Consider the following 25,943-nt stretch of genomic DNA (forward strand, 5'->3'; position numbering starts at 1 on the left):
AATTCTGATTTTTTCTGAGAATGAAATCGGCGGTTAGAAACCGCATCTACACAAGCAAAACCCACCTGCGTGGGTTCAGAATTCTGATTTTTTCTGAGAATGAAATCGGCGGTTAGAAACCGCATCTACACAGACAAAACCCACCTGCGTGGGTTCAAAATTCTGATTTTTCCTTAGTCCGTGTAGACGGACTTTGTTTGTGTAGCCGTGACTTCCAGTCGCCTTCTATATTTGTAGAGTTTTTGACACTCTCCGGTCTAAAGACGCGGAGATTCTATAGAGAGTTTCAGTCTATATCCCTCAGTTATCCCAGTTTCAGGCACTGCCTTAAATATTTGGGTTCTTGCCCTGATTTCGTTGGCCCTGGCGGGCGAAATCATATCTGACAAGCGTAACTTTCCGAGAGTCCCTCGGTAGCTTTTTATGTCTTTAGTGACAATATACTTGTATCACGAATATGGATTAAAATCAATGCAGGATTTATCCTGCCTCTAGCCTTCATCCCTTGTCTAAAGCCCAAATGTGGCTTCCTGAGTCACCCACATTTTCAAGGGTTTTCGGCGTTCTTCCTTATAATAATGTTCTATGGTAGCAATTTTTGTAACTTTTTGCTAATTTGTGGGAAATTAGCAGCGGTGTCAGCCAAATGAGCCAAATCAAAGGTATCAATTTGGGTTTTTAGCGTATTAGCGTATTCTATCAAATCAGGACATTTATACTGTTCTCCCCAATTTTGTAATCGCAGCGCAAAAGCTCGTAGTTGGTCAATTAGGAGGGTTTGATGTAAGGTTTTCCAGACAGACGCTTCTTCCTGTTGTAACAATTCTATCAGTTCTGGTAAATTTTCTAAGGCTTGGGGCGACATTGGGGAAATGATGGTTTGTGTCTGGGAAGTAGATTTTAACTCTACTGATAACTGGGAGGGAAATAAACGTTGCAACTCACTAAAAAGATCCTGACGACTAACTGGTTTGCGAAGAAATCCTTGAGCTAAGGGTTGTAATTCTTCAAAGTCTTGCTCTTGAATGGAAGCTGTGACGATAATTACACAAATATCCGCTGTTGAGGGATTTTGCTTCAGGGCTTGTAGAACGGTGATTCCATCCATTTGCGGCATGACCAAATCTAGTAATATCAGGTCAGGATGATGCTTAATGGCTAATTTAAGAGCGATCGCCCCATTGTCTGCCATGATAATTTGGTGAGCAGTAGCATTAAAATAGGCGAAGAGCAAATCTCGGTTAGATTGTACGTCATCAACAATGAGAATTTTCAGAGCCGGAAATTGACTTAAATCATGATTTTGTGGGGTTAATGAGGGTGAAATTGCTGTGGTTTGAGTGACTGTAATTTCGGGAAATATTAAGGTGAAGGTGCTACCCTGTTCCAACTCACTTGTTACCTCAACTGTACCACCCATCATTTGCGTTAGACGGCGGCTAATAGTTAATCCTAGCCCGGTTCCGCCGTACTTGCGATTACTTTGTCCTTGACTTTGACGAAAAGCATCAAAAATCAAAATTTGATCACGGGGGGAAATCCCAATCCCTGTGTCAGCAACAGAAATTTCTAAATGGGCGTTATTCTGAATATTAGGGTTAATGCGGCTATGGACACGGATGGTAATCCCACCTTTTTCGGTAAACTTAATTGCATTACCGACGACATTCACGAGAATCTGCCGCAACCGGACTTCATCAATATATATTTCGACGGGAATGGATTCATCAACGTGCAGATTTAAAAATAATCCTTTTTCCTGCGCTCTTTGTAAGAACATTTGTTGAATGTCTTGCAGAAGTGAGGGAAGATTGACGGATTCATAGTTGAGTTTGAGTTTCCCAGCTTCAACTTTGGACAAATCTAGGATATCATTAATTAAGGTAAGCAAAGTCCGACCATTGGTTTGAATGGCTTGGAGATAACTTTGGGCTAAGTCGTCACTGACAAGAGTTTGTAATAGTTCGGAGAATCCTAAAATAGCATTCATGGGCGTGCGAATTTCATGGCTCATGTTGGCGAGAAATTCACTTTTGGTGCGACTGGCGGCTTGAGCTTTTTCGGTGGCTGCTTCTAGGGCTAAGTTTTGTTGAGCAAGTTCTATCTGTCGCTGTTCAGCCTGTTGTAGAAGTTTAGCATGAGCGATCGCAATTCCCACTTGAGCAGCTACAGCTTCTAAAAGGGCAACATCTTCAGTAATCCAATGGCGTTGATGATTACATTGGTGTAAACAAATCAGTCCGTTGGCTTTTCCTTGATAGGATGTACGAATTGCCAATACTGATTTTAGTCCAATTTGTTGAGAAATTTCTCTACTTGATGATACCAATGGATCTGCAAATACATCATCTATAATGATTGCTGTGTCTTGTTGGAGGAGTTGATGAATTTGGGGATTACCAGCAATAGGTCCTAATATTCCTTGAATAGAAGGGATATCACCACTCAAGTATTCGGCGACGACTGGGAGATGCTCTGTTGGCTCAATTTCGTAAGTATGCAGGAAACAACGATCTACGCCAAAGGCTTCCCCAATGCGGTTGGCGGAGGTTTCAAAGATTTTTTGGGGTTCGAGACTTTGACGAATTTCGTCGGTGATTTGTTTTAATAGTCGTTCTCGCTGCACCTGTTGTTCGAGAATCTTTTCGGCGGCTTTGCGATCGCTAATATCAACTAAATAGCCTACACACTCTAACGGCTCATTTTCTTGATCCCTAATTAACCGCAACTGAGCAAAGAACCACCGATAGTCACCATCAGCGCAGCGTAACCGATATTCTAAGGAATAGGTATTATCAAACTCTAACCTATTTAATCCTGCTAACACCCGATTTCTATCTTCAGGATGGATATAATCATACCAAAATCCAGTTTCATCTAAAAATACTTCGGGAGAATAGCCAAGAATCAACTGCACGTTATCACTAATAAAGGTAGCTCGATAATCTCTAGTGGGTTGACAACTAAATAAAATAGTTTGACTAGAGTTCATTAAAGCCCGTAATCTTTCTTCACTTTGGAGCAAAGCCATTTGTGCTTGTTTGAGTTCGGTAACTTCCACAACTACCGAACTGACAGCCTTACCGCCGTCAAGTTGATTAACAGGATAATAACTACCAATCCAATGTCTTTGGATATTTGGTTGTGAAGGTGTAAACCCAGAAATCTCTATATTGCGAATTGGTTTTCCTGTTGTTAATACCTGATCTAAAATCGGTTCAACCCGATTGGCTAAATCTGGTAATACTTCTCGGAGTTTTTTACCAATATGTGCATTGGCTGGTAAACCATTAATTTCCGCCATTGCTTCGTTAACTCGCACAAAGCGGAATTCTTCGTCATGAAGTACCAACCCCACAGGATTTGTATTATAAAGTTTTTCTAATTCCTCCGTGCGACGTTGTAGAGCTTCCTGAACTTGCTTAATTTCATTAATATTTACAAAAGTAATGACCACACCATCGGCTTGTCCATCATCTCTGAGATATGGATATAACCGCATCAACAGATGACTTTCTGTATTATTAATTCTTACTTCTTGTTCAATGGGGCGTTCCGTTTCCACTACCCGCTGTAATAGTTCCAGCAGATTGGGACAATTCATATTATGGGTAATATGCTGAACCGGACGTTCGACATCAGTTTCTAACAGGTTAATAGCAGTGGTGGCTGCGGGAGTAAATTTACGAATTCGCAATTCTCTATCTAGGAAAATTACGCCAATTTCACTACTTCGCAGCAAATTATCCACGTCGTTGGATAATTCTAATAATTGACGAATTTTTGTTTGATATTCTGTATTAACTGTATATAGTTCTTCGTTAACGGAATGTAGTTCTTCATTGGTACTTTGCAACTCTTCATTAGAAGCCAAGAGTTCTTCATTAGTGGCTTGTTGTTCTTCGTTAGTAGTTTCTAATTCTTCAATTGTGGCTTGGAGATTTTCTCTGGTTTGCTGTAATTCGTATTCTAAATCAAGAATGCGTTGGGTTGCTTCCGCGTCTTGCTGAAAAGCTTCAGGACGATTGGGTGGAGAAGGACGTTCTTCATTCTCAATAATTAACATGAAGAAGTCCGTCATGCGGGTATCTCCCGTATGATAGGTAACTTCTAAATTGACACTACGAATATTATTGCCCTGATTTAAGTGAATATTACCGTAAAGAACGGTTTTTCGTTCTCGTTTGGCACGATGTAGGGCAGTATTAATAGGTAATTTTAGGGTAGTTGGGACTAAATCGGCGATCGCTCTGGTCATTTGTCCTTCTGGGACTTGCATAATCTGTACCATATCAGTAACGACGTGGAACAGTTCCAAATCATCATTAACTAACAAACAGGTACATTGTCGGCGGCGGACAAAAGCACTAAAAGCCGCACCCAAAGCTGGATCAAATTGCACCGTCCCCCGTCTGGTTTGACTAGGACGAGCGACGACGGGAGTTATATATTCTAAATTTTGATTCAGAATCGGTAAACGCACATTTCGCCGCTTTTGATAAATTTTAAACTTCTCATACAGGGGACTAAATTCTTCAATTAATTCCCCCGGTGTTTCCGCTGCACCCAACAACAAAATACCCTTGTGCATTAAGGAAAAATGCAGCATTCTCATCACGTGCTGTTGCAAAACCGGCTGCATATATATCAGGACATTACGGCAGCTAATCAGGTGCATTCGCGTGAATCCGGCATTTTTCGCCAAGTTGTGGGGAGCAAAAATAATCATTTCCCGCAACGCCCGCGACACATGAAAATTCCGGTTACGGAAGGTAAAATATTTTTCTAAGCGTTTACGAGAAACATCAATACTAATACTTTCAGGATAAATCCCTTCGGCGGCTTTACTTAAAGCGGCTGCATCTATATCTGTGGCGAAAATTTTCACACTCAGTTGTTTACCTAAGCGGTTGATGACTTCATCCATCAAAATCGCCATAGAATAGGCTTCTTCTCCGGTGGCGCAAGCTGTCACCCATACCCGCAACTGTTGACCATTTTCCAAGGGGCTAATTAATTCTGGTAAGACTTCTTTATCCAAGTATTCCCAGGCTTGAGAATCCCGAAAAAACCTTGTCACCCCAATCATTAAATCATCACGCAGCAGCGCTCGTTCTTCACTGGATGTGGTTAGATATTGTACATATTCATCTAAGAGATTATGCCCACTCAGGGAACAACGGCGGTAAATGCGGCGGCTGAGAGTGCTGGGTTTATAATAGGAAAAATCGAGCTTTTCATATTGATTAAGAATTTGAATAATGGCGCGGAGTTTTTCTGATTCTAGTTCTGGAAGTAATGATTCCCCTGGACTTGCTCCTTGGCGCTGCATTTGGATGATTTCATAAATCGTCCTTGCCATTTCTGCTGGTGGTAGCACTTGATCTACAATACCTGTAGCGATCGCACTTTGGGGCATCCCATCAAATTCTGCTGTTCCTGGTGACTGGACAAAGGTTAACCCACCGGACTCGCTAATGCTTTGTATCCCCCTTGTGCCATCACTTCCCGTGCCTGAGAGAATCACAGCCATTGCTTGCTCACCATGATCTCTTGACAGAGAATCGAGAAAAATATCAATGGGGAAATTCGGTTGTTGTCGCGGCGGTTCGCTTTGCTGAATTAACTCTAATATCCCATCATTAACAACTAAATTATTCTGAGGCGTAATTAAATATACTGTATTCGGTTCAATCTGCATTCCGCTTTGTACCCGCTTCACTGTCATGCGAGTGCGCCGTTCTAGCAGTTCTTTCATTAAACTTTTAAAGTCTGGAGACAAGTGTTGGACTACAACGAAGGCAGCACCACTGTCTGCGGGCATATTATCGAAGAATTCTTCTAATGCTCGTAGTCCTCCCGCAGAAGCTCCAATGCCAACTACAAAGCAATGGGTCTTAGTCTCTTCAGACACTACTTATAAACTCCTAATTTTATTTGTTAACTATTGTATAGCAGCAAAAGATAAATTACCCAATTTTGTGGGACGGGCATCCTGCCTGTCCTTGATGATTAGCAGGCAAGATGCCCGCACCACAAGAAATTTTTGGGCATCTTTTTAATTGGAAGTCTCTAAGGGAACACCAAAAGATAAATTACTCAATTTTGTGGGACGGGCATCCTGCCTGTCCTTGATGATTAGCAGGCAAGATGCCCGCACCACAAGAAATTTTTGGGCATCTTTTTAATTGGAAGTCTCTAAGGGAACACCAAAAGATAAATTACTCAATTTTGTGGGACGGGCATCCTGCCTGTCCTTGATGATTAGCAGGCAAGATGCCCGCACCACAAGAAATTTTTGGGTATCTTTTTAATTGGAAGTCTCTAAGGGAACACCAAAAGATAAATTACCCAATTTTGTGGGACGGGCATCCTGCCTGTCCTTGATGATTAGCAGGCAAGATGCCCGCACCACAAGAAATTTTTGGGTATCTTTTTAATTGGAAGTCTCTAAGGGAACACCAAAAGATAAATTACCCAATTTTGTGGGACGGGCATCCTGCCTGTCCTTGATGATTAGCAGGCAAGATGCCCGCACCACAAGAAATTTTTGGGTATCTTTTTAATTGGAAGTCTCTAAGGGAACACCAAAAGATAAATTACTCAATTTTGTGGGACGGGCATCCTGCCTGTCCTTGATGATTAGCAGGCAAGATGCCCGCACCACAAGAAATTTTTGGGCATCTTTTTAATTGGAAGTCTCTAAGGGAACACCAAAAGATAAATTACCCAATTTTGTGGGACGGGCATCCTGCCTGTCCTTGATGATTAGCAGGCAAGATGCCCGCACCACAAGAAATTTTTGGGCATCTTTTTAATTGGAAGTCTCTAAGGGAACACCAAAAGATAAATTACCCAATTTTGTGGGACGGGCATCCTGCCTGTCCTTGATGATTAGCAGGCAAGATGCCCGCACCACAAGAAATTTTTGGGCATCTTTTTAATTGGAAGTCTCTAAGGGAACACCAAAAGATAAATTACCCAATTTTGTGGGACGGGCATCCTGCCTGTCCTTGATGATTAGCAGGCAAGATGCCCGCACCACAAGAAATTTTTGGGTATCTTTTTAATTGGAAGTCTCTAAGGGAACACCAAAAGATAAATTACTCAATTTTGTGGGACGGGCATCCTACCTCCCCTACCTCCCCTACCTCCCCTACCTCCCCTACCTCCCCTACCCCCTACCTCCCCATGCCTTGTGTGTACACCGTAGCCTTTATAAGGGGAGGGTTAGAGGCTTTTATTATTGGGTTTATTGAATCAAATTATACCACTTTCCATACGAAAGTATTATCACCGGGAGGAAAACCAGGAAGAAAACCAGGAGGAAAAACAAGAGTACCACCAATACCATTAAGAGGTCCGATCAAAGCGGGAAGAATGCCAATAGGATCAGAAAACATAGCAGTACCAGTAGCAGTCGTACCACCATTAGCTGTTTCTTGTTGTTCTACTGTCAACTCAGTAAATAACTTTTTACTCATGACTTTATTTCATAATTGGAAATATTGCCAACTTGGCTTTTAAACTTTAGAGAATATTTCTGTTGCTTAAACGCCAAATTGGCAATGTTCTATAACTGTTTCTTGTAGTTAAAAAAACCAAATAAGTAGGTAGTGAGGCAGAATTAATTACACAATGTTATTGCGTAAGCGTTGCGTTAGCCATATGGAATGAAGTGAAATGAAGCAATTCCAAGGGTTGTGATTGCTTCCCTTCGCTCGCAATGACTGTAAATATTTTTGTCCAATTACTTAGGTTGGCGTTGAAAATTGTCGTTATAGCAAGGCAAGAGTAAAGACATTTTCAGCGATTTTACGTTTCTTTACACAGTTTGGTTTTATTGTGTTCACCTACTTACGATGGCTGAAAATATCTAAATTGAAATAACTTTGGCGATCGCTATATCACTCAAAACGGCTTGATTGTTTGAGTCTAAACGTAGGGGTAAAGCATGAGCCATTGGTGTCAACTTAGGTTACAGATGGCTTATTTGTTTGGCTTCCACACCCGCCAGGGAATAAATTCCCTGTCTCATAGCTCAAGTCCGTTAAAACGGACTAATGAATTTTCCTAGTATTTAGTCATCTTTTAGATGACTTTCGCTATTAGCAAGGAACTTGAGTTCCTTGCGGGATGAAGATTTTGCGTTAAGTTGACACCATTAAGCATGAGCTAAACCCGTACACATCTGGGTTCTTTGTCATTTGGCAAAAGTTTAAATCTCACCCATGTTTAGTATACTTATTCCCAGCTATTTTCTCAGTTGTAAATCTACTCCAATCCGATGCGCGCAAGCAAACCCAGAAAAAGCCACAGCATTCAAACCTTGTCCGGGGAATGTACTATCTCCTACACAATACAAATTAGGAATCACAGTACGATTGAAAGGCATTCCCAATAACCCCCACAACTTACGTTTAGGTATTGGTCCATAAGTACCATCTATCCGTTGTAAAAAGCGTCTGTGAGTACGTGGAGTCCCGATTTCTAAATAATCTAACCCAGCATCTAAACCAGGAAAAATTGTCTCTAATCTGTCAATAATTTGCCCCGCTGCTATTTCTTTTTTATCCGCATACTCGCTTTCGGAAAGTCCCTGCCAATTACTAATCCAGTCAGGTGTAAAAGCATGAATAATATGATATCCTGGTGGTGCTAAATCCGGGTCAAGGAGGGTAGGAATAGAAACAAAAATTGTTCCTGTTGCTGTGGTCATTTCCTGCCAATCTGTTAATAAAATATGATGGCATTCTGTTCCTACAGGTAAAACTGATGCTTTTACCCCTATATGCAAGCTTAAAAAACTGGGTGATTTTATATATCGTTGTTGCCAATTTTTTTCTTTAACTGGTATTTCTTGGACTGGTAGTAGTTTTGTAAAGGTGTCCCAGCGTGTGGCATTAGATACTATTTTTTTACCATAATAAACTTGACCATTTGCTAATTGTACACCTACAGCTTTTCCCTGTTTGGTAATAATTTTTGTCACTCGCGCCTGATATTGAATTTCACCCCCAAATTGTGCTAAACCTGTCACCAATTTTTCGGCAATTTTCCCAACTCCTCCTTTAGGATAATTAACTCCTCCATAATGTCTATCAGAAAAAACCATGCCAGCATTAATCATTGGTGTCATGTTTGCTGGAACTACTGACCAGCAATAACACTCGATATCAATAAACTTTAATAACTGAGGATCTTGAATATATTTTCGGGCTACTTCTCCCACATTTAAGGGTAAATACTTGGCTAAACCTAGACAAGCTAAAGGATTTTTGAGAAATACCCGCAGGAGATATTTAGGTTCTTCTAATGATAATAATTCAATGTTATTCAGGCAATTAAAAACTTTTTGACATTCATCATAAAATCGCCTGATTCCCTTGGCTTCGTCGGGAAAATAAGCAATTAGATTTTGGAGAAATGTTTCATAATCTCGATCAATTTTTAAATCTAAACCATTGGGTAAATGATAGTGAATCTGGACAGAGTCGGGAATGGTTTCCAGATTAACATTGACTGCATCTAAGGCACGGGTGAGTAAGTTGGTTGTTCCTTTATTTCCCATGCCAAAAATCATTGATGCACCGACATCAAATGTATATCCTTGGCTTTGAAAATAACCAGCACTACCACCGGGAATGAGATAACTTTCAAAAACTATAACTTTTGCACCTTTGGCTGCTAATTGGGTGGCTGTTACTAAACCACCAATACCAGAACCAATGATAATGACATCAAATAATTCAGAATCCATAATTTGCAATTTAACCCAAAAAATAGGGGAAAGTCCGCTGCTGACTAATTCCGCCTTGAGAATAATATATACTAAACATGGGTGAGATTTAAACTTTTGCCAAATGACAAAGAACTCAGATGTGTAGGGGTAAAGCAAGAGCTTCATTGGTGTCAACTTAATGTAAAACCTCTATCCCGCAAAGAACTTAAGTCATCTCATTCCCAGTCTCTGACTGGGAATAAATTCTAGAAGGCTCTGCCTTCAATAATATTAGAGGCAGACAGCGTGGTGTTAAGTAGTGAGACAAAATTAATTACACAATGTCATTGCGTAAGCGTGGCGTTAGCCATATGGAATGAAGTGAAATGAAGCAATCGCCAGGGTTGTGATTGCTTCCCTTCCCTCGCAATGACTGTAAATATTTTTGTCCAATTACTTCGCCATAATCCTGAATGGGCGCAGTCCTTGCGCCCCTAACTTCAGCTTTCTTGTTTTTCCTGATTCGGTGAATTCTGCTATGATGTTCCAGTAAAAAGACAATTATCCAGCCGCCCTTTTCTAGCTATGACGCAACAACTCCGTGTTTATGTTCCACCTCATCCTTTAATTCAGCACTGGTTGGGAGTTGCTCGTGATGTAGCTACGCCATCTGTATTATTTCGTTCTGCTATGACTGAGTTGGGTAGGTGGCTAACTTATGAGGCTGCTAGGGAGTGGTTGCCGACTCAAGAAACAATGGTGCAAACGCCTCTGACGACCTGTGCAGCCACTTTTATTAATCCTCAGATACCTATGGCTGTTGTGCCGATTTTGCGGGCTGGTTTAGGCTTGTTGGAGGGAGCGCAGGGTGTACTGCCTTTGGCATCAATTTACCATGTTGGCTTGGCGCGAAATGAAGAAACTTTAGAACCTACTTGTTATTTAAATAAATTACCCGAAAAATTCGCTCCCGAAACCCGGGTGTTAATTACTGAGCCGATGTTGGCTACTGGAGGCTCTATAATGGCAGTAATGGCGGAATTGACCCAAAGAGGTGTTGATCCGGCGTTAATTCGGATTATATCTGTAGTTGTTGCTCCCCCGGCGTTGAAAAAGTTGGCTGCTGTCTATCCTGGCTTAATCGTTTACACCGCTACTATTGATGAAACGCTTGATGATCAAGGGTATATTGTACCAGGATTGGGGGATGCGGGCGATCGCATTTTTGGAACTTAAGCTAGGATGCCGCTAAGGCTGGAAAATAGCTAAAGTATTGTCAAAGTTGCTTATTTTCGAGAAGACGGTAAAAAATATGAGTCAGCAAGATGGTTTTGCTAGTGGTTTGTTACTGGGGTCATTGATTGGGGGTGTAGTTGGTGGTGTTTTAGGGGCGGTGATTACTTCCCGCTTAGATGCTAAGTTTGCAAATGAAGAGCATGAAGGGTTAACTGCTGGGGAAAATGATGGACAGACAGGGACTAAAAAGCGGCAAATGAGGGCTTCTGGTCATGAAAGTTTGGAAATAGAAGCAACCAGGCGATCGCTCGAAGATAAAATTGCCCAACTTAATGCCACAATTGATGATGTGCGGAAGCAATTAGGTAATGTCAACAGCAACTCATCCCAGGAAGTTAATGAGCATTCTTAAGGTTTCCCTTAGTTATATTGATTGGCTACACAATGCGACGTGAGCTAAATTAAAATCAATCGTCAACCACCCATCACTTCCCTTCGGGTAAGTGAGGGCTTGTAAAAGCCTAGTTGGACTCAGTTCTTAACCGAACTACATGAATCTATGTTTGACATTTAATAGGAAAGTTACCCATGAATTTACTAATTACAACTCTAGCTACCTTTGTCTCTCTTTACAGCTATTTGCTGATTATTCGAGTCTTGTTGACTTGGTTTCCCACTATTGAATGGTCTAATCAACCATTTGCAGCTTTAAGCCAAATTAGTGATCCCTACCTCAATCTATTTCGTTCCATAATTCCCCCTTTGGGTGGGATGGATTTCTCCCCTATCCTGGCATTTTTGGCACTGAACATAGTTGGTGGTATTTTAGATAGTTTAGCTCGCGCCACCTTGGTACAAGGGTTTTAAGCCCCAAATTCCGATTTTCAATGTAAGGACGTTCATGGGAACGTCTCTACAACTTTTATCTTCTCACTTGTCCGCTAAATCCAGCAGCTTTAAATTGTTTAAGTTGCAATGGTACGGGCTGATTACTGGGGACAGTGATTCTAAATTCAAAATCACTAACTCCGGGAGGAACTTCGGTAATTAAACCCAGACGGGTGCGATTTTGTAAGGTTGAATCACCGTTAGCATCATATATGCGCCCAAAAATATCCGCATCATAAACAGTTTTGCGGGTGCTATTTTCTGCTTTACCTGTAACGATGAAGCAACTAGCAGAATTTGAACCGCTACTACCTACTATTCCACTGGACAGTTCTGATGGACATTCGTGATAAGAAATATCAGATAATTTAATCTGTGTTAATGCTAGGGCGCTGGGTGTCCATATCCAGGAAAGTAACCCCATTAGTCCTGCTATAAAAATTAACTGCATTGAGCGTAACCGCATAAAATACACCTTTGATTGGAAATTTACGAATGTCACGAGTACAATTTTACCTCACGCAGAGGCGCAGAGTCGCTCCAGAGTAAGAATTTCCAGTTATTGATTTTTGGTGTTGGATAAAATTATATTTCGCGCAATGTAGGGGCGGGGTTTCCTCGCCCTACATTGTATTGCATCCGAAAGATAACCGCTATAATTAATTAAGAATTATTTTTATTTATTAACGAGCTTGCAATACTTTCGGCGATTTGCTATAATCTAAGAGATTTCAATAATTAGGTTTTTATTGTCAATTTTTAATCTGTCGAGTGAGTATCCTATAAATTGTCCTCTTGGGGTTGAGGAAATTCTGGATGAGGATTTTTATGGAGTATAATGAAATTATATTATTTTTTGAGGTAAAAATATGCAAACTTTAAGCACAAATAGCTTAATAAACTTAAAAAATTTATATGAATCAGACTATTTAGCCTGGTATGAAATGACTTTGGAACAAATAAAAAATAATCAATTAAATGATGTAGATTTAGATAGTTTAAGTGAGGTTTTAGAAAATTTGGTTAGAGATACTGAACGCAGTGGAGAAAGTTATTTAAGACAAATTATGATTCATTTATTATTAATTGAATATTGGGAAGCAGAAAGCATAAATCGTCGTCATTGGGCGGCGGAAATTGTTAATTTTCGTAGTGAGTTAGAAACAGATATGACTACGAATTTAAGAAAACACCTAAATGAAGAAAAAGAAAATAATTATCAAAAAGCTATTAAGTATGTGATAGCAAAAACAGGATTAAAGAAAAATATTTTTCCTGTTCAATGTCCTTATACTTTAGAACAGTTAATTGATGATGATTGGTTTTCTGATACTATTAATATTGAATTTTAAATGTTTATTGATGATTTCTGAATTTTGCTATAACAGTTGTAGTGAGTAGGAGATGAATAACAAGTACCGAAGAGCCATACATTATTAGTCAGTAATTATATTAACAGCTTACTGGAACAGCAGTTAAATCCCCTCTCGGTTCTAGAATGGCAAATTATGTACTGTCTGTCCACTGACCAGCAATTAACAACTATTACTGATTTAGCACCAAATCAAAACATATTACCGACTGTTTCTAAATCCCAACTTTTACAAGCAATAAGTAGTGAGACAGAATTAATTACACAATGTCATTGTGTTAGCGCAGCGTGGCGTTAGCAATATGGAATGAAGTGAAATGAAGCAATTCCAAGGGTTGTGATTGCTTCCCTTCGCTCGCAATGACTGTAAATATTTTTGTCCAATTACTTAGAAAGGCTATATTCACGCTGTTTAATAGAGAAATAAGCGGGTAAGTACACTTTGCAACCTGTTCTCAGGGAGTATGTCATGGAACAATTTATTCATAAATTATAATTTGGGCGTTGCTGATAGCCTGCGTGGCGTATCCCTGCGGGAGCCGGAGGCATTAGCCATATCGAGGTATGAAATTTCCAAATTGAACCTTTAAAAATCTTACCTTTGCGCCTTTGCGTGAGACTAAAATTCATACCCTTAATCAGCAACGCCATAATTTGATTATATCGAAGCTTGAAAAATCTGATTTGCGGTGAGATTTAATTCAGGAAAAGTTTGGGAAATAATCCGTTCATGATCTCTAAACTTACTAATTTGATATTCTTCATCAACCAAATTACAAACAGAGATTGTCGGTTGTTTAGGATTACCAATAAAATTTCTTCCCCCTAAAGCTGCATAATCAACAATCCAATATTCAGGGATTCCCATTTCTTCATAATCAGCATATTTTAAATGATAATCATCACGCCAATTAGTTGATACAACTTCAATTACTAAAGGTATAGATGCACCATTACTGATGATAGATTGTTTTTTCCATAATTTTTCATTAGCTAGATTTTGCCGATTTAGCACCAACACATCTGGAAAATAACCAGAATCTTTATCCTCTGGTCTAACTATAACTTGGTTAGGAATCAAATAGGGAAGGTCTAATCGATCAATTATGCCACTCAGCTTGATCGTTAAAAACCCTTTTGATTCTTCATGTTCTCCTACTGGTTGTGCCATTTCAATGATATTCCCATTATGTAGTTCGTAACGTACCCCAGAATTTTCAGGAAGCCCAGCGACAAATTCCTCAAAGGTAGTAACTTCAGATAAAGTTTGAATCATGGCTGTTGAGTATTGCTGACAATAAAAATATTATAGCGGCATCGTCATCTTACAGTTATCGCAATCAAGGGCAGGGTTTCCCCGCCCCTAAAGGTTTTGCATACCGCTATATCAGCAACGCCGATTTTTTTAGGTCGTATACTCAGCGTTAATTTTTACGTAATCATAACTCAAGTCGCAACCCCAAGCCTGACCTGTTCCATGACCATTACCAACACCGACGGAAATTAATACTGTGTCTGATTGCAGATATTCACCATGAGCGGCTGCTTTTAAATATGCACTAGCCGCTGCTTTATCAAAAGGTAAAGGTTGACCATTTTCAAATAGTAAAATATCCCCTAATTTAATAGAGAGGTTTTCTTGTTCAAACCGGACTCCAGCCCGACCAGCAGCCGCCGCAATCCGTCCCCAATTAGGATCATGACCGAAAATGGCGGCTTTGACTAAAGATGACCCGGCAATGGTTTTGGCAATTTGACGGGCTGATAATTCATCATGAGCGCCACTGACTTGGACTTCTATTAAACAAGTTGCCCCTTCGCCATCACGAGCGATCGCTTTTGCTAAATGCTGACATACATAAGTTAACATGGCTTCTAGCTTCTGTGCCTCTGCTCCCATTTCGGTAATTGCTGGGGTGCGAGATTGACCATTTGCTAAAGCAATTAAACAATCATTTGTACTTGTGTCACCATCAACGGTGATAGAATTGAAGCTTCTATCCGCTGCTCTGGTTAACATTTGTTGCCAAAGCGTAGAAGAGACTGCTGCATCACAGGTAACAAAGGCTAACATTGTCGCCATGTTGGGGTGAATCATCCCTGAACCTTTAGCAATGCCACCAATTCGCACCGGACGGTCATTGATAATGGTTTCTAAGGCGATGGATTTGGTGATTAGATCTGTGGTGACTATTGCTCCTGCGGCTGCGTCTGAGCCTGTTTCTGATAGTTCTGCAACTACTTTGGGGATACCACTCCGCAATATATCCATTTTAATCCGTTGACCAATTACGCCGGTGGAAGCTAATAAAATGGATTCTGGGTTAATACCCAATTCTTTACCTAATAAGTCTGCACTTTCTTGAGCATCTTTAATGCCTTGTTCGCCTGTTGCGGCGTTAGCTTGTCCCGCATTACAAAGAATGGCTCTCGCGCTATGTTTCCCTTGTAATACTTGACGACAGTAATCTACACAGGCTGCTTTAACTTGGCTAGTGGTGAATACACCAGCCGCGATCGCTTCCACATCTGATACAATTAAGGCTAAATCCGGTAATCCCGAAGCTTTTAGTCCCGCTGTAATTCCCGCTGCTTTATATCCCCGCGCTGCTGTTACACCACCAGTAATTATTTGCCAATCTGCCATAATTTTACTCACAATTATCTATATCACGTTTGCTGCTCAATTACTTTCCGCCTCTGGTTTGATATCAGCGTCCAGTATTTATGTCTATAAGTGAGTTTATCTTTTGATGACAATCTTTTTTTAATCACGAAAATTAAACCTAAAACAAATAAAAGAGAGCCACTTGGATAGCTCTCTAAAATCATCAGGGTGCATTTACTTAGCACGTTATATGATTCTAGCACCAAGGGGTCAAACCCCCTATTTTTTATTTTCTGTTAATGCTTAATTCTGTTTTTTTTTCCTTTACGCTCTTTGGGCAATTTGTGGTTGAAGTATTTTAACGAACCACAGAGGCACAGAGAACACGGAGGGAAGAAGGAAGAGAAGATTTTTTTCAGTTATATAAAGAAAGAGAGCCAATAAAAACTAGCTCTCCCAATAATCAAGTTGCGTCTTGTTATCACATTATACGATTGTCGGGGTGAGGGGTGTTACCCTACATTGGTGCATTGAGTTTCTCTTCTACCAATTGATTGGTGAGTTTGGGTTCTGCGCGTTTATCGGTTTTTTTCAGGACTTGTCCCACGAAAAAGCCTTTGAGGTTGGTGTTACCTTTGCGGTATTTTTCGACTTGTTGAGCATTAGCGGCGATGATTTCATCAATGATGGGTTCAAGAATGGTACGATCTGAAATCAGTTCTTGACCAGCAAAGGCTTCTTCTGGGGAAACACCATTGAGTAAATCTGTGAGTTTTTCCTTAGCTTGAGCGTTGCTGATTTTCCCATTTTCAATGCGAGTAATCACATCAGCTAGGTTAACAGCAGTCAGTTTAATTTCGGAAATGGTGAGTTTTTGTTTGTTTAAGTACCCAGCGATATCTTGAGTAATCCAGTTAGCCGCAGATTTGGGATTTGCACCTTTAGATATTGCACTTTCAAAATAGTCCGCAACTGGTTTATCCTCAGTTAAGACTCGCGCATCATAAGCCGAAAGTCCCAACTCATTTTCATAATAATGGCGTTTGCTTGCAGGTAGTTGGGGTAATTCACTTAACCATGAATCCAATTCTGCTTGGGTGACTTCAATGGGTGCTAAATCAGGTTCAGGAAAATAACGATAATCACTAGAACCTTCTTTGACTCGCATACTACTGGTACGTTGCGAACCTTCTTCCCAAAGCCGAGTTTCTTGAATAATCTTTTCTCCTGATTCAATGGCGGCGATTTGGCGTTCAATTTCATAATCAATCGCTTTTTGAATCGCACTGAAGGAGTTCATATTCTTAATTTCCACCTTAGTCCCAAATTTCTCTCGTCCCACCGGACGCACAGAAATATTCACATCACAACGCAGAGATCCTTCTTGCATATTCCCATCACTGACACCAAGATAGCGCACAATCCGCCGTAGTTCTTGGGCATATTCCGCCGCTTCTTGTCCTGTCCGTAAATCTGGTTCAGAAACAATTTCTACCAAGGGAATCCCCGCGCGGTTATAATCTACGAGAGAATAGGTAGAACCGGAAAGTCTCTCACTCCCAGCGTGGACGAGTTTCCCTGCATCCTCTTCCATGTGTAACCGGGTAATACCAATGCGTTTGCGACTGGGGTTTCCTGCATCATCTACCAATTCAATTTCTATCCAACCATGTTCGGCTATGGGTAAATCATATTGAGAAATTTGGTAATTTTTGGGTAAATCAGGATAAAAATATTGTTTGCGGTCAAATTTACTATACCGAGCGATTTGACAATTTAACGCCAAACCCGTTTTCACGGCGTATTCGAGAACTTTGGCGTTAAGTACGGGTAAAACCCCTGGTAAACCCATACATACAGGATCAATGTTAGTATTGGGGTCAGCACCAAAGGCTGTGGAACTGTTGGAGAAAATCTTGGTATTGGTACTGAGTTGACAATGGGTTTCTAAGCCAATAATCGCTTCATATTCAGTTTTTACGGGTGTGGCTGTGGTCATATCCAAATTTTACAGTTTTTCTGATTTGATTTGGTACTATTTTAGCGGTTTTGTGTTGATATTAAGGGTATCAAATTCCCAAATTGAACCTTTAAAACTCAAACCTCAGTGCGCCTTTGCGTGAGACTAAAATTCATACCCTATAATCAGCAATGCCCAAATAATTAGCGATCGCATTGATTGATCACCTATATGTGCTATGATTCGATGCGATCGCTATAATATCAGGCAATAAAAGAAACAATTTATCAGGGTAATTATCCAAGCAGCATTTCGCCTGATCTGAAAAATTCGGCGTTGTTGAATCGAGGTATGAAATTTCCAAATTGAACCTTTAAAAATCTTACCTTTGCGTCTTTGCGCCTTTGCGTGAGACTAAAATTCATACCCTTAATCAGCAACGCCCAAATAATTAGCGATCGCATTGATTGATCACCTATATGTGCTATGATTCGATGCGATCGCTATAATATCAGGCAATAAAAGAAACAATTGATCAGGGTAATTATCCAAGCAGCATTTCGCCTGATCTGAAAAATTCGGCGTTGTTGAATCGAGGTATGAAATTTCCAAATTGAACCTTTAAAAATCTTACCTTTGCGTCTTTGCGCCTTTGCGTGAGACTAAAATTCATACCCTATAATCAGCAATGCCCAAATAATTAGCGATCGCATTGATTTATCACCTATATGTGCTATGATTCGATGCGATCGCTATAATATCAGGCAATAAAAGAAACAATTTATCAGGGTAATTATCCAAGCAGCATTTCGCCTGATCTGAAAAATTCGGCGTTGTTGAATCGAGGTATGAAATTTCCAAGTTGAACCTTTAAAAATCTTACCTTTGCGTCTTTGCGCCTTTGCGTGAGACTAAAATTCATACCCTTAATCAGCAACGCCAAAAATTCTACAACTTCACATTAGGAGGAAGTAGCACTTTATTAATCACATGAATTACGCCATTACTAGCTTTAACGTCTGCTTTAGTAACTTTAGCGTTACCTACATACACTACGCCTTTTTTAGCTTTTATGTTTACTGGTTGACCTTCAACTGTTTTTACAGCACCAGGTTTGATATCTTTAGCGTAAACTGCACCCGAAACTACATGATAGGTCAAAATTTTGACTAAGGTTGGTTTGTTTTCTGGCTTCAAAAGTTTTTCTAAAGTTCCTTTTGGAAGTGCAGCAAAGGCTGCGTCTGTGGGTGCAAATACGGTAAATGGTCCTTGACCAGATAGGGTTTCTACTAAACCTGCTGCCTTAATAGCTGTCACCAGGGTTTTAAAAGAACTGTTACCACTGGCAACATCAATAATTGTGCCTACAGTGGTTTTACTAGTATCAGCTTTCTTGCTCATGGGTGCAGGTTGGCTTTCTGCAAAGGCAGGAACACTGACGAAAAGGGTTGTTGCAGCTACAGTGATAGCAAGTGTTTTACTAAAAACGGAATTCATTATTTCTCGCTCCCACAAATTTTAGTTGAAATTCACCACCAAAATTGTAACAGAATTTAACAATTTATGTTCATTTGTAACTATTCTGCCAGCATTATTAATAACTGTGCCTCTGTCAATTGGCTAATTCCTAAATTCTGGGCTTTTTCTAGTTTAGAACCGGCATCTGCACCCACAACTAAAAAGTCTGTTTTTTTGCTAACTGAATCAGTGATTTTACCACCTGCTTTTTGAATTAAGGCTTTGGCTTCATCCCGTTTTAAGGTTGGTAATGTGCCGGTGACGACAAAGGTTTTACCAGCAAAATTTTGATTAATTTTCTCTGCTGCTTTGGTTTCTATGCTGTTGGCTAATTGTAAGCCAATGGTCTGAATCCGGGAGATTAAGGTTTGATTGGCTGGGGTGCGAAACCATTGATAGACTGATTGGGCGATTTCTGCACCGATACCATAAACGCCTGCAATATCTGATTGTCTGGCGGCTGTTAACTCGGCGACGGTGGTAAACTTCTCGGTGAGTAATTGGGCGTTGACGCTGCCAACGTGACGGATGCCTAAACCATATAATACTCTAGACCAGGGTTGGGTTTTTGATTGTGCGATCGCCTTCACCAATTTTTCTGCCGATTTTTGTCCCATGCGTTCTAACGCAGATAATTTATCTGTTGTCAATTCATATAAATCAGCAATGGAATGTATTAAACCCTTGTCTACGAGTTGATACACCAACTTTTCTCCCACACCTTTAATATCTAAAGCGTCACGACTGACCCAATGTTCAACCTCACCTTTAAGAATCGCCGCACAGGAAGCATTTACACATCTAGTAACAGCTTCGCCCGTTTCTCTCACCACCTGTTGACCACAGACGGGACAATGGGAAGGCATAATGAAAGGTTGAGTATCAGCGGGACGTAGTTCTTTGATGACCCGGACAACTTCGGGAATGATTTCTCCGGCTTTGCGAACAATCACGGTGTCGCCAATGCGGATATCTAATTGCTCAATGCGATCGCTATTATGTAAGGTAGCACGAGAAACAGTTGTTCCCGCTAATTGTACTGGCAACATTTCCGCTAAAGGAGTTAATGCCCCAGTTCTGCCCACATTGACAGTGATTTTTACTACACGGGTTGGGGCTTCTTCCGCCGGATATTTTAAGGCTATAGCCCAGCGGGGAAACTTCTGTGTAAACCCCAATTGTTCTTGGAGTCTAAACATATTTAATTTAACGACAACACCATCCGTCATATAGGGAGAATTCAGCCGTTCTGTATCCCAATATTGGTAATATTCAGCAACTTCAGCGATAGAATGGCAGAGTTTATGATTGGTATCCACTCGAAAACCCATTTTTTGCAACAATTCCAAAGCTTCCCATTGAGTATTGGCAATACTAGAATCATCCAAGCCTGTAATATGCAGAGTATAAGCAAAGAAATCTAACTGTCGCTGTGCTACAATCCGTGAATCCAGTTGCCTGAGCGTACCCGCCACAGCGTTGCGCGGATTAGCGAATAACTGTTCTCCAGCCTTTTGTCTCTTCTCATTAATTTCCTTAAATACCTGTAAAGGTAAGAATGCTTCTCCTCGGACTTCCACCTTAGCAATATTTTCTAACCCGTCAAAATGCAAACGGAGGGGAATTGAGCGAATAGTCCTGACATTTTGGGTAATATCCTCACCCATTACCCCATCTCCTCGCGTTGTCCCCCTGACTAAGAAGCCATTTTCGTAAGTCAAAGCCAAAGCTGCACCATCAATTTTTAACTCAGATACATATTCCAGTTCTCCGTCATTATACTGAATGGGTGAGTATCGCCGCCACCGTTGATCCCAACTTTGCAATTCTTCAATATTGAAGGCATTTTCCAGGCTATATAGGGGAATATTGTGACGAACTGAAGTAAAATGGGTGGCAGGGCGATCGCCAACACGCTGAGTTGGACTATCAGGAGTAATTAATTCGGGATTTTGTGTTTCTAATTCTTGCAACTCTCGATACAGCCGATCATAAACCGTATCTTCCATAACTGGCGCATCTAAAACATAATAGGCATAACTAGCTTGTTGCAATAAGCGGCGTAATTCTTCTATACGTTTTACTTCCGGCTGATTTGACATCATCAGTTTCATAACAAAAAAATAATAACAGTGGGAATTTAATTATAGGAATCCGGTTTGATTCTGTGAATTTACTTGTGTGGTCAGGGAACAGTCAACAGTCAACAGTCAACAGTCAACAGTCAACAGTCAACAGTCAACAGTCAACAGTCATCATGACTCAAACTTTCATAAACAAACCCCCCATTATTATCGCTCATCGTGGTGCAAGTGGCTACCGTCTTGAACATACTTTAGCTAGTTATGAATTAGCAATTGATTTAGGTGCTGATTATATTGAACCCGATTTAGTTATTACTAAAGATGGTGTTTTAATTGCCCGTCATGAAAATGAAATATCCGCAACTACTGATATTGCTAATCATCCCGAATTTGCCCATTTAAAAACCACGAAAATTATTGATAATGAAATTAAAACAGGTTGGTTTACAGAAGACTTAACCATAGCAGAAATTAAAACCTTAACAGCTAAAGAACGTATTCCCCAATTACGCCCGCAAAATCTAGTTTATGAAGGAATATTTCCTATTCCCACTTTTACAGAAATCATTGATTTAGCCCAGCATAAAAGTCAAGCAATTGGCCGTAATATCGGCATTTATCCTGAAACGAAACATCCCAGTTATTTTCAATCAATTAGTTTACCATTAGAAGACACTTTATTATTAAGCTTACAAACAGTTAATTTACCCATATTTATTCAATCCTTTGAAGTTAGTAACCTCAAAGGATTGTCTCGAAAAACAGATTTACCATTAGTCCAACTCATTAATGATACTGGTCAACCTTACGATTTTATGATTAATAATAATCCCCGAAATTATGCAGATTTATTAAATCAAAAAGGGTTGAAAGAAATTGCCGAATATGCCCAAGCAATAGGTGTAAATAAAAACTTATTAATTCCCAGAGATAATCATGGTCAATTACTATCACCAACATCTTTAATTATAGATGCTCATGCAGCTAATTTACAAGTTCACGCTTGGACTTTTAGAAATGAGGATTTTTTCTTACCCTTAGACTGTCAAGGAAATCCTGAACAGGAATATCAATCATTTTTTAAATTGGGTGTAGATGGTGTATTTAGTGATTATCCAGATAAAGCCTTAAAAGTCAAACTCTATGAATAATCTAATAATATAAGTAGGTTGGCGTTGAAAATTGTCGTTATTGCAAGGCAAAAGGCAAGAGGCAAGAGGCAAGAGTGAAGAGGGTTTGGGCGATTTTACGTTTCTTTACACAGTTTGGTTTTATTGTGTTCACCTACTTACTTATTTATCAGATATATGATTCATAATGGCTGTATGATTAGCTTAAATTATAGAAAATCAATAATACTTTTGATATTTATAACTTTCAGCAATTTGCCTTTATATTTCCTTAGAGACCTCCAAATAAAAAAATGTCCCAAAACTGATGCAGAAATTCTCTCTCTGTGTACTCTGTGCCTCTGTGGTTCGTTTCTTAGGATAATTTATTTCTTGGAAGTCTCTTAATAATTAGTTGAGAATCTTTTCTATTTATCAACGAGGTTGCTATACTTTCAGCGATTTGCTATAATTTCAGAGAATTTCATAATTGGGTCACTGTTGTCAATTTTAGATTTTTCAGAAGATGTTAGTCTCAAACCCTTGATTGACAATAGTTTCAGAAATCATTTTCCCAGTCCAATACAAAACTTTACAAAATTAATAGCTATTCCTTAAACAATTTTAGCCATGAATTTGCTCAGAAATGATCTAATTTGAGCGATCGCAAAAATTTCCTATTGACAAATTGACGAAAAAGTGATATTCAACCTAGCAATGTTATTAATGATAAGAAAATAGGCTAAAAACCCTTGAGGGCAAGTTTTGGAGGGTTTCCTCACATCAACTCTTAATTAATGTTTGGAAACCTGGATCATTTTTAATCTCATCAAAGTCAATATCATTTACAGCATCTTCTCGATAACTGGGATTAAATTCAATAGCTTTTTGCAGATTTTCTAAAGCTAATTCAATTTTTCTTTGTAGTGCATAACAGGCAGCTTTGTTGTAATAAGCACTAGAATAATCAGGTTTGATTTCTAGTGCTTTATCAAAACTGATAATTGCTTGATCATCTTCTCCCAACATTACCAATGTGTAACCCCGTTTATCCCAAATTTTGGGAGAGTTGGGTTGAAATTCTAAAGCTTTATCAAAAGAAGCAAATGCATCTTCACAACGTTCTAATTCTAGCAGAGATAAACCACGATTTACCCAAGCAACCCCATCATCAGGTTTGATTTTAGTAGCTTTATCAAAACAGTTAAATGCTTCTTGATGTTTTCCTAAGTTTCCACAAGCCACACCAATATCACACCAAGCTTGATGATATTCAGGATTAATTTTGATAGCTTGATTATAGGAGGCTATAGCATCTTTGTAGCGCTTTAATCTATTGAGAATAATCCCCCGTTTTAACCAATTTTCTGGATTTTCTGGTTGAATTTTAATGAGTTGTTCATAAATAGCTAAAGCATCTTCATGGCGTTTTTCTAAAAATAGCACTTCTGCTTGTTTGATATAATCATCAATAGAAATTTCTGGTTGTAATGATTCTGATTTTTGTTCTATTGCTGGTAATATTGTAGGTGTAATTTCTGCTAATTCTTTGAGAATTATCTCTTTACGTTGTTGAGCATCAATTTCTAAGTTTTGCAGATTTTCTAGAACAGTAACTTGCTGTTTTTGCACATCATTTTGTAAATCTGAAAACTGAGATGTAAATTCTCCTCCAGATTTTTCTAGATTTTCAATTATTTGCTGTTGTCGTTGAATAGCTGTATTTTGTAATTCTCTTAGTTGGTGAGAAAATTCAATTTCTAAGTTTTGCAGATTTTCTAGAACAGTAACTTGCTGTTTTTGCACATCATTTTGTAAATCTGAAAACTGAGATGTAAATTCTCCTCCAGATTTTTCTAGATTCTCAATTATTTGCTGTTGTCGTTGAATAGCTGTATTTTGTAATTCTCTTAGTTGGTGAGAAAATTCAATTTCTAAGTTTTGCAGATTTTCTAGAACAGTAACTTGCTGTTTTTGCACATCATTTTGTAAATCTGAAAACTGAGATGTAAATTCTCCTCCAGATTTTTCTAGATTCTCAATTAGTTGCTGTTGTCTTTGAATAGCTGTATTTTGTAATTCTCTTAGTTGGTGAGAAAATTCAATTTCTAAGTTTTGCAGATTTTCTAGAACAGTAACTTGCTGTTTTTGCACATCATTTTGTAAATCTGAAAACTGAGATGTGAATTCTCCTCCAGATTTTTCTAGATTCTCAATTAGTTGCTGTTGTCGTTGAATAGCTGTATTTTGTAATTCTCTTAGTTGGTGAGAAAATTCACTTTGTAATACAGCTAAATCTTCAAGCAATTGATATTTTTGAACTTGGATATCAGTTTTTAATTCAGTAATGTCTGATTTAAATATATTATTAAGGGTTTCGATATTACCTAGAACTATATCTTTTTGAGTTTTAACATCTAATTCAAATTGAGATAATTCATTATTAAATTCTGATTGTAGTTTTGCTAAGTTCTCAACAATATGAAATTTCTCTTGTTGAGTTTCTGACTCTAACCCTTGAAATTGAGATATTAAACCAGCGCGAGATTTTTCAATATCACTAATAGCAATATCTTTTTGATTTTCCACTTCTGATTTGAGTTGGGTAAATTGAGAAAATAACTCAAATTCTAACTTTTTGATATTGTCAATTGTAATTTTTTGCTGTTGAGCAGATAAAGTTAATTGTTCTAGTTGAGTATTTAATCTAAACTCTAAATTACTGATATTCTCTTGAGCAGATTTAACTTCAATTTCCAAAGCTGTTAAAAACTCTTGTTTTGACTTGGGTAAATCAGATAAAAGAATAGATAAATTTTCTTCTTCACCTTGAATTTTTTGTTTAAGAGCATTAACTTCCTGTGCTAATTCTTGAGTAGTGTTTTTAGATTTTTGAATCAGTTGTTTTGCTTCTGCTTGAACTGTAGTTAATTGAGTTTGCAAATTTTCAATTCCTTGAATCTGCTGCATTGCTCTTTCTCCAATTTCCCGAATTACGGCTCGACGAAAAAACCATAATATGGCAATTAAAGCCACAGGAAATAAACTTAAAATAGTCAACCAGATATTAAGCAAGGTATTCGTGCGAGTAAAAGCTCGTTCAAAATCAGATTGCACTTGTTTTTGAGTGCGGGTTTCTTGTCGCAGTCGTGCTAATTCTTCCCGTTCCTGATTTGATAGTACCTGAGCCGTAGCAGATGGTACAGGATACCCACTGATAAAAGCCGTTGATAGCAGCAAGGGTGACAAGAAAATGGCGCTTTTTAAAGCTAGATTTGAGTATAAGGGGTTTTTGTTCTTCATCACTATTTTCCCTATCCGGTGGTTAGTTTTTACAGCGGTGTGCTTATATGCCATCTATGATAGATGATTGTTGTAGGGTGACTGGATTTTCAGGGTTTTTTTTGATATTAACAGATTTGGGGAGAGCTATTCGCTATTCAAGAA

General features: G+C 39.1%; 15 protein-coding genes. 5 read left to right on the forward strand and 10 right to left on the reverse strand.

Annotation, left to right across the window (positions count from 1 at the left end; translation table 11 throughout):
* Nucleotides 1-583: 583 nt before the first annotated feature.
* From NG743_RS00355 to crtH, 3 genes are all read right to left on the reverse strand, one after another.
* Nucleotides 584-5,914: a chemotaxis protein CheB gene (locus NG743_RS00355; protein WP_257121249.1), complete on the reverse strand. Its 5,331-nt coding sequence runs from the start codon at nucleotides 5,912-5,914 to the stop codon at nucleotides 584-586.
* Nucleotides 5,915-7,265: 1,351 nt separating this feature from the next.
* Complete coding sequence (locus tag NG743_RS00360; protein WP_257121250.1) at nucleotides 7,266-7,484, reverse strand: hypothetical protein; 219 nt, start codon at nucleotides 7,482-7,484, stop codon at nucleotides 7,266-7,268.
* 770 nt (nucleotides 7,485-8,254) lie between these two features.
* Complete coding sequence (gene crtH / locus NG743_RS00365) at nucleotides 8,255-9,760, reverse strand: carotenoid isomerase (RefSeq protein ID WP_257122184.1); 1,506 nt, start codon at nucleotides 9,758-9,760, stop codon at nucleotides 8,255-8,257.
* 546 nt (nucleotides 9,761-10,306) lie between these two features.
* On the opposite strand from crtH, the gene upp reads away from it, so the two are divergent.
* From upp to NG743_RS00380, 3 genes are all read left to right on the forward strand, one after another.
* The gene (gene upp / locus NG743_RS00370) at nucleotides 10,307-10,957 is read left to right on the forward strand and encodes a uracil phosphoribosyltransferase (RefSeq protein ID WP_027401029.1); all 651 of its coding nucleotides are present in this window, start codon (nucleotides 10,307-10,309) and stop codon (nucleotides 10,955-10,957) included.
* Nucleotides 10,958-11,033: 76 nt separating this feature from the next.
* Complete coding sequence (locus tag NG743_RS00375) at nucleotides 11,034-11,369, forward strand: ssl2009 family thylakoid membrane protein (protein WP_027401028.1); 336 nt, start codon at nucleotides 11,034-11,036, stop codon at nucleotides 11,367-11,369.
* 176 nt (nucleotides 11,370-11,545) lie between these two features.
* Entirely contained in the window at nucleotides 11,546-11,824 is a 279-nt protein-coding gene (locus tag NG743_RS00380) for a YggT family protein (RefSeq protein ID WP_027401027.1), read from the forward strand.
* A gap of 55 nt (nucleotides 11,825-11,879) precedes the next feature.
* On the opposite strand, the gene NG743_RS00385 is transcribed toward NG743_RS00380, so the two are convergent.
* Nucleotides 11,880-12,311 carry a hypothetical protein gene (locus NG743_RS00385; protein WP_027401026.1) on the reverse strand — a complete coding sequence of 144 codons (432 nt, stop codon included), beginning with the start codon at nucleotides 12,309-12,311 and terminating at the stop codon, nucleotides 11,880-11,882.
* A 403-nt stretch (nucleotides 12,312-12,714) separates the two neighbouring features.
* Here NG743_RS00385 and NG743_RS00390 point away from each other — a divergent pair, with 403 nt between their 5' ends.
* Nucleotides 12,715-13,197 carry a DUF29 domain-containing protein gene (locus NG743_RS00390; protein ID WP_257121251.1) on the forward strand — a complete coding sequence of 161 codons (483 nt, stop codon included), beginning with the start codon at nucleotides 12,715-12,717 and terminating at the stop codon, nucleotides 13,195-13,197.
* A 678-nt stretch (nucleotides 13,198-13,875) separates the two neighbouring features.
* Here the strand turns inward: NG743_RS00390 and NG743_RS00395 are convergent.
* The 5 genes from NG743_RS00395 to ligA all read right to left on the reverse strand — a co-directional run bounded on the left by NG743_RS00395 (nucleotide 13,876) and on the right by ligA (nucleotide 21,408).
* A complete protein-coding gene (locus NG743_RS00395) occupies nucleotides 13,876-14,493 on the reverse strand; it encodes a Uma2 family endonuclease (RefSeq protein ID WP_257121252.1) in 618 nt (205 codons plus the stop codon).
* Between the two features lie 129 nt (nucleotides 14,494-14,622).
* Nucleotides 14,623-15,864: a bifunctional ornithine acetyltransferase/N-acetylglutamate synthase gene (gene argJ, locus NG743_RS00400; protein ID WP_027401022.1), complete on the reverse strand. Its 1,242-nt coding sequence runs from the start codon at nucleotides 15,862-15,864 to the stop codon at nucleotides 14,623-14,625.
* A gap of 478 nt (nucleotides 15,865-16,342) precedes the next feature.
* Complete coding sequence (gene gatB, locus NG743_RS00405; RefSeq protein ID WP_027401021.1) at nucleotides 16,343-17,824, reverse strand: Asp-tRNA(Asn)/Glu-tRNA(Gln) amidotransferase subunit GatB; 1,482 nt, start codon at nucleotides 17,822-17,824, stop codon at nucleotides 16,343-16,345.
* Between the two features lie 909 nt (nucleotides 17,825-18,733).
* On the reverse strand, nucleotides 18,734-19,282 hold the full coding sequence (locus NG743_RS00410; RefSeq protein WP_027401020.1) for a fasciclin domain-containing protein: 549 nt from the start codon (nucleotides 19,280-19,282) through the stop codon (nucleotides 18,734-18,736).
* A gap of 80 nt (nucleotides 19,283-19,362) precedes the next feature.
* Entirely contained in the window at nucleotides 19,363-21,408 is a 2,046-nt protein-coding gene (ligA, locus tag NG743_RS00415; RefSeq protein ID WP_257122185.1) for an NAD-dependent DNA ligase LigA, read from the reverse strand.
* A gap of 152 nt (nucleotides 21,409-21,560) precedes the next feature.
* Between ligA and NG743_RS00420 the strand changes: the two genes are divergently transcribed.
* On the forward strand, nucleotides 21,561-22,538 hold the full coding sequence (locus NG743_RS00420; protein ID WP_027401018.1) for a glycerophosphodiester phosphodiesterase: 978 nt from the start codon (nucleotides 21,561-21,563) through the stop codon (nucleotides 22,536-22,538).
* Between the two features lie 741 nt (nucleotides 22,539-23,279).
* On the opposite strand, the gene NG743_RS00425 is transcribed toward NG743_RS00420, so the two are convergent.
* Nucleotides 23,280-25,799 carry a tetratricopeptide repeat protein gene (locus NG743_RS00425; RefSeq protein WP_442548600.1) on the reverse strand — a complete coding sequence of 840 codons (2,520 nt, stop codon included), beginning with the start codon at nucleotides 25,797-25,799 and terminating at the stop codon, nucleotides 23,280-23,282.
* Between the last annotated feature and the right edge of the window lie 144 nt (nucleotides 25,800-25,943).

It is taken from the genome of Dolichospermum heterosporum TAC447, from assembly GCF_024584745.1.
GTDB classification, from domain to species: Bacteria; Cyanobacteriota; Cyanobacteriia; order Cyanobacteriales; family Nostocaceae; genus Dolichospermum; species Dolichospermum heterosporum.

Bases quoted from the DNA above. Each gene is read 5' to 3' on its own strand.
- NG743_RS00360 (WP_257121250.1), bottom strand. From the start codon at position 7,484: ATGAGTAAAAAGTTATTTACTGAGTTGACAGTAGAACAACAAGAAACA.
- crtH (WP_257122184.1), bottom strand. From the start codon at position 9,760: ATGGATTCTGAATTATTTGATGTCATTATCATTGGTTCTGGTATTGGT.
- upp (WP_027401029.1), top strand. From the start codon at position 10,307: ATGACGCAACAACTCCGTGTTTATGTTCCACCTCATCCTTTAATTCAG.
- NG743_RS00375 (WP_027401028.1), top strand. From the start codon at position 11,034: ATGAGTCAGCAAGATGGTTTTGCTAGTGGTTTGTTACTGGGGTCATTG.
- NG743_RS00380 (WP_027401027.1), top strand. From the start codon at position 11,546: ATGAATTTACTAATTACAACTCTAGCTACCTTTGTCTCTCTTTACAGC.
- NG743_RS00385 (WP_027401026.1), bottom strand. From the start codon at position 12,311: ATGCGGTTACGCTCAATGCAGTTAATTTTTATAGCAGGACTAATGGGG.
- NG743_RS00390 (WP_257121251.1), top strand. From the start codon at position 12,715: ATGCAAACTTTAAGCACAAATAGCTTAATAAACTTAAAAAATTTATAT.
- NG743_RS00395 (WP_257121252.1), bottom strand. From the start codon at position 14,493: ATGATTCAAACTTTATCTGAAGTTACTACCTTTGAGGAATTTGTCGCT.
- argJ (WP_027401022.1), bottom strand. From the start codon at position 15,864: ATGGCAGATTGGCAAATAATTACTGGTGGTGTAACAGCAGCGCGGGGA.
- gatB (WP_027401021.1), bottom strand. From the start codon at position 17,824: ATGACCACAGCCACACCCGTAAAAACTGAATATGAAGCGATTATTGGC.
- NG743_RS00410 (WP_027401020.1), bottom strand. From the start codon at position 19,282: ATGAATTCCGTTTTTAGTAAAACACTTGCTATCACTGTAGCTGCAACA.
- ligA (WP_257122185.1), bottom strand. From the start codon at position 21,408: ATGATGTCAAATCAGCCGGAAGTAAAACGTATAGAAGAATTACGCCGC.
- NG743_RS00420 (WP_027401018.1), top strand. From the start codon at position 21,561: ATGACTCAAACTTTCATAAACAAACCCCCCATTATTATCGCTCATCGT.
- NG743_RS00425 (WP_442548600.1), bottom strand. From the start codon at position 25,799: ATGAAGAACAAAAACCCCTTATACTCAAATCTAGCTTTAAAAAGCGCC.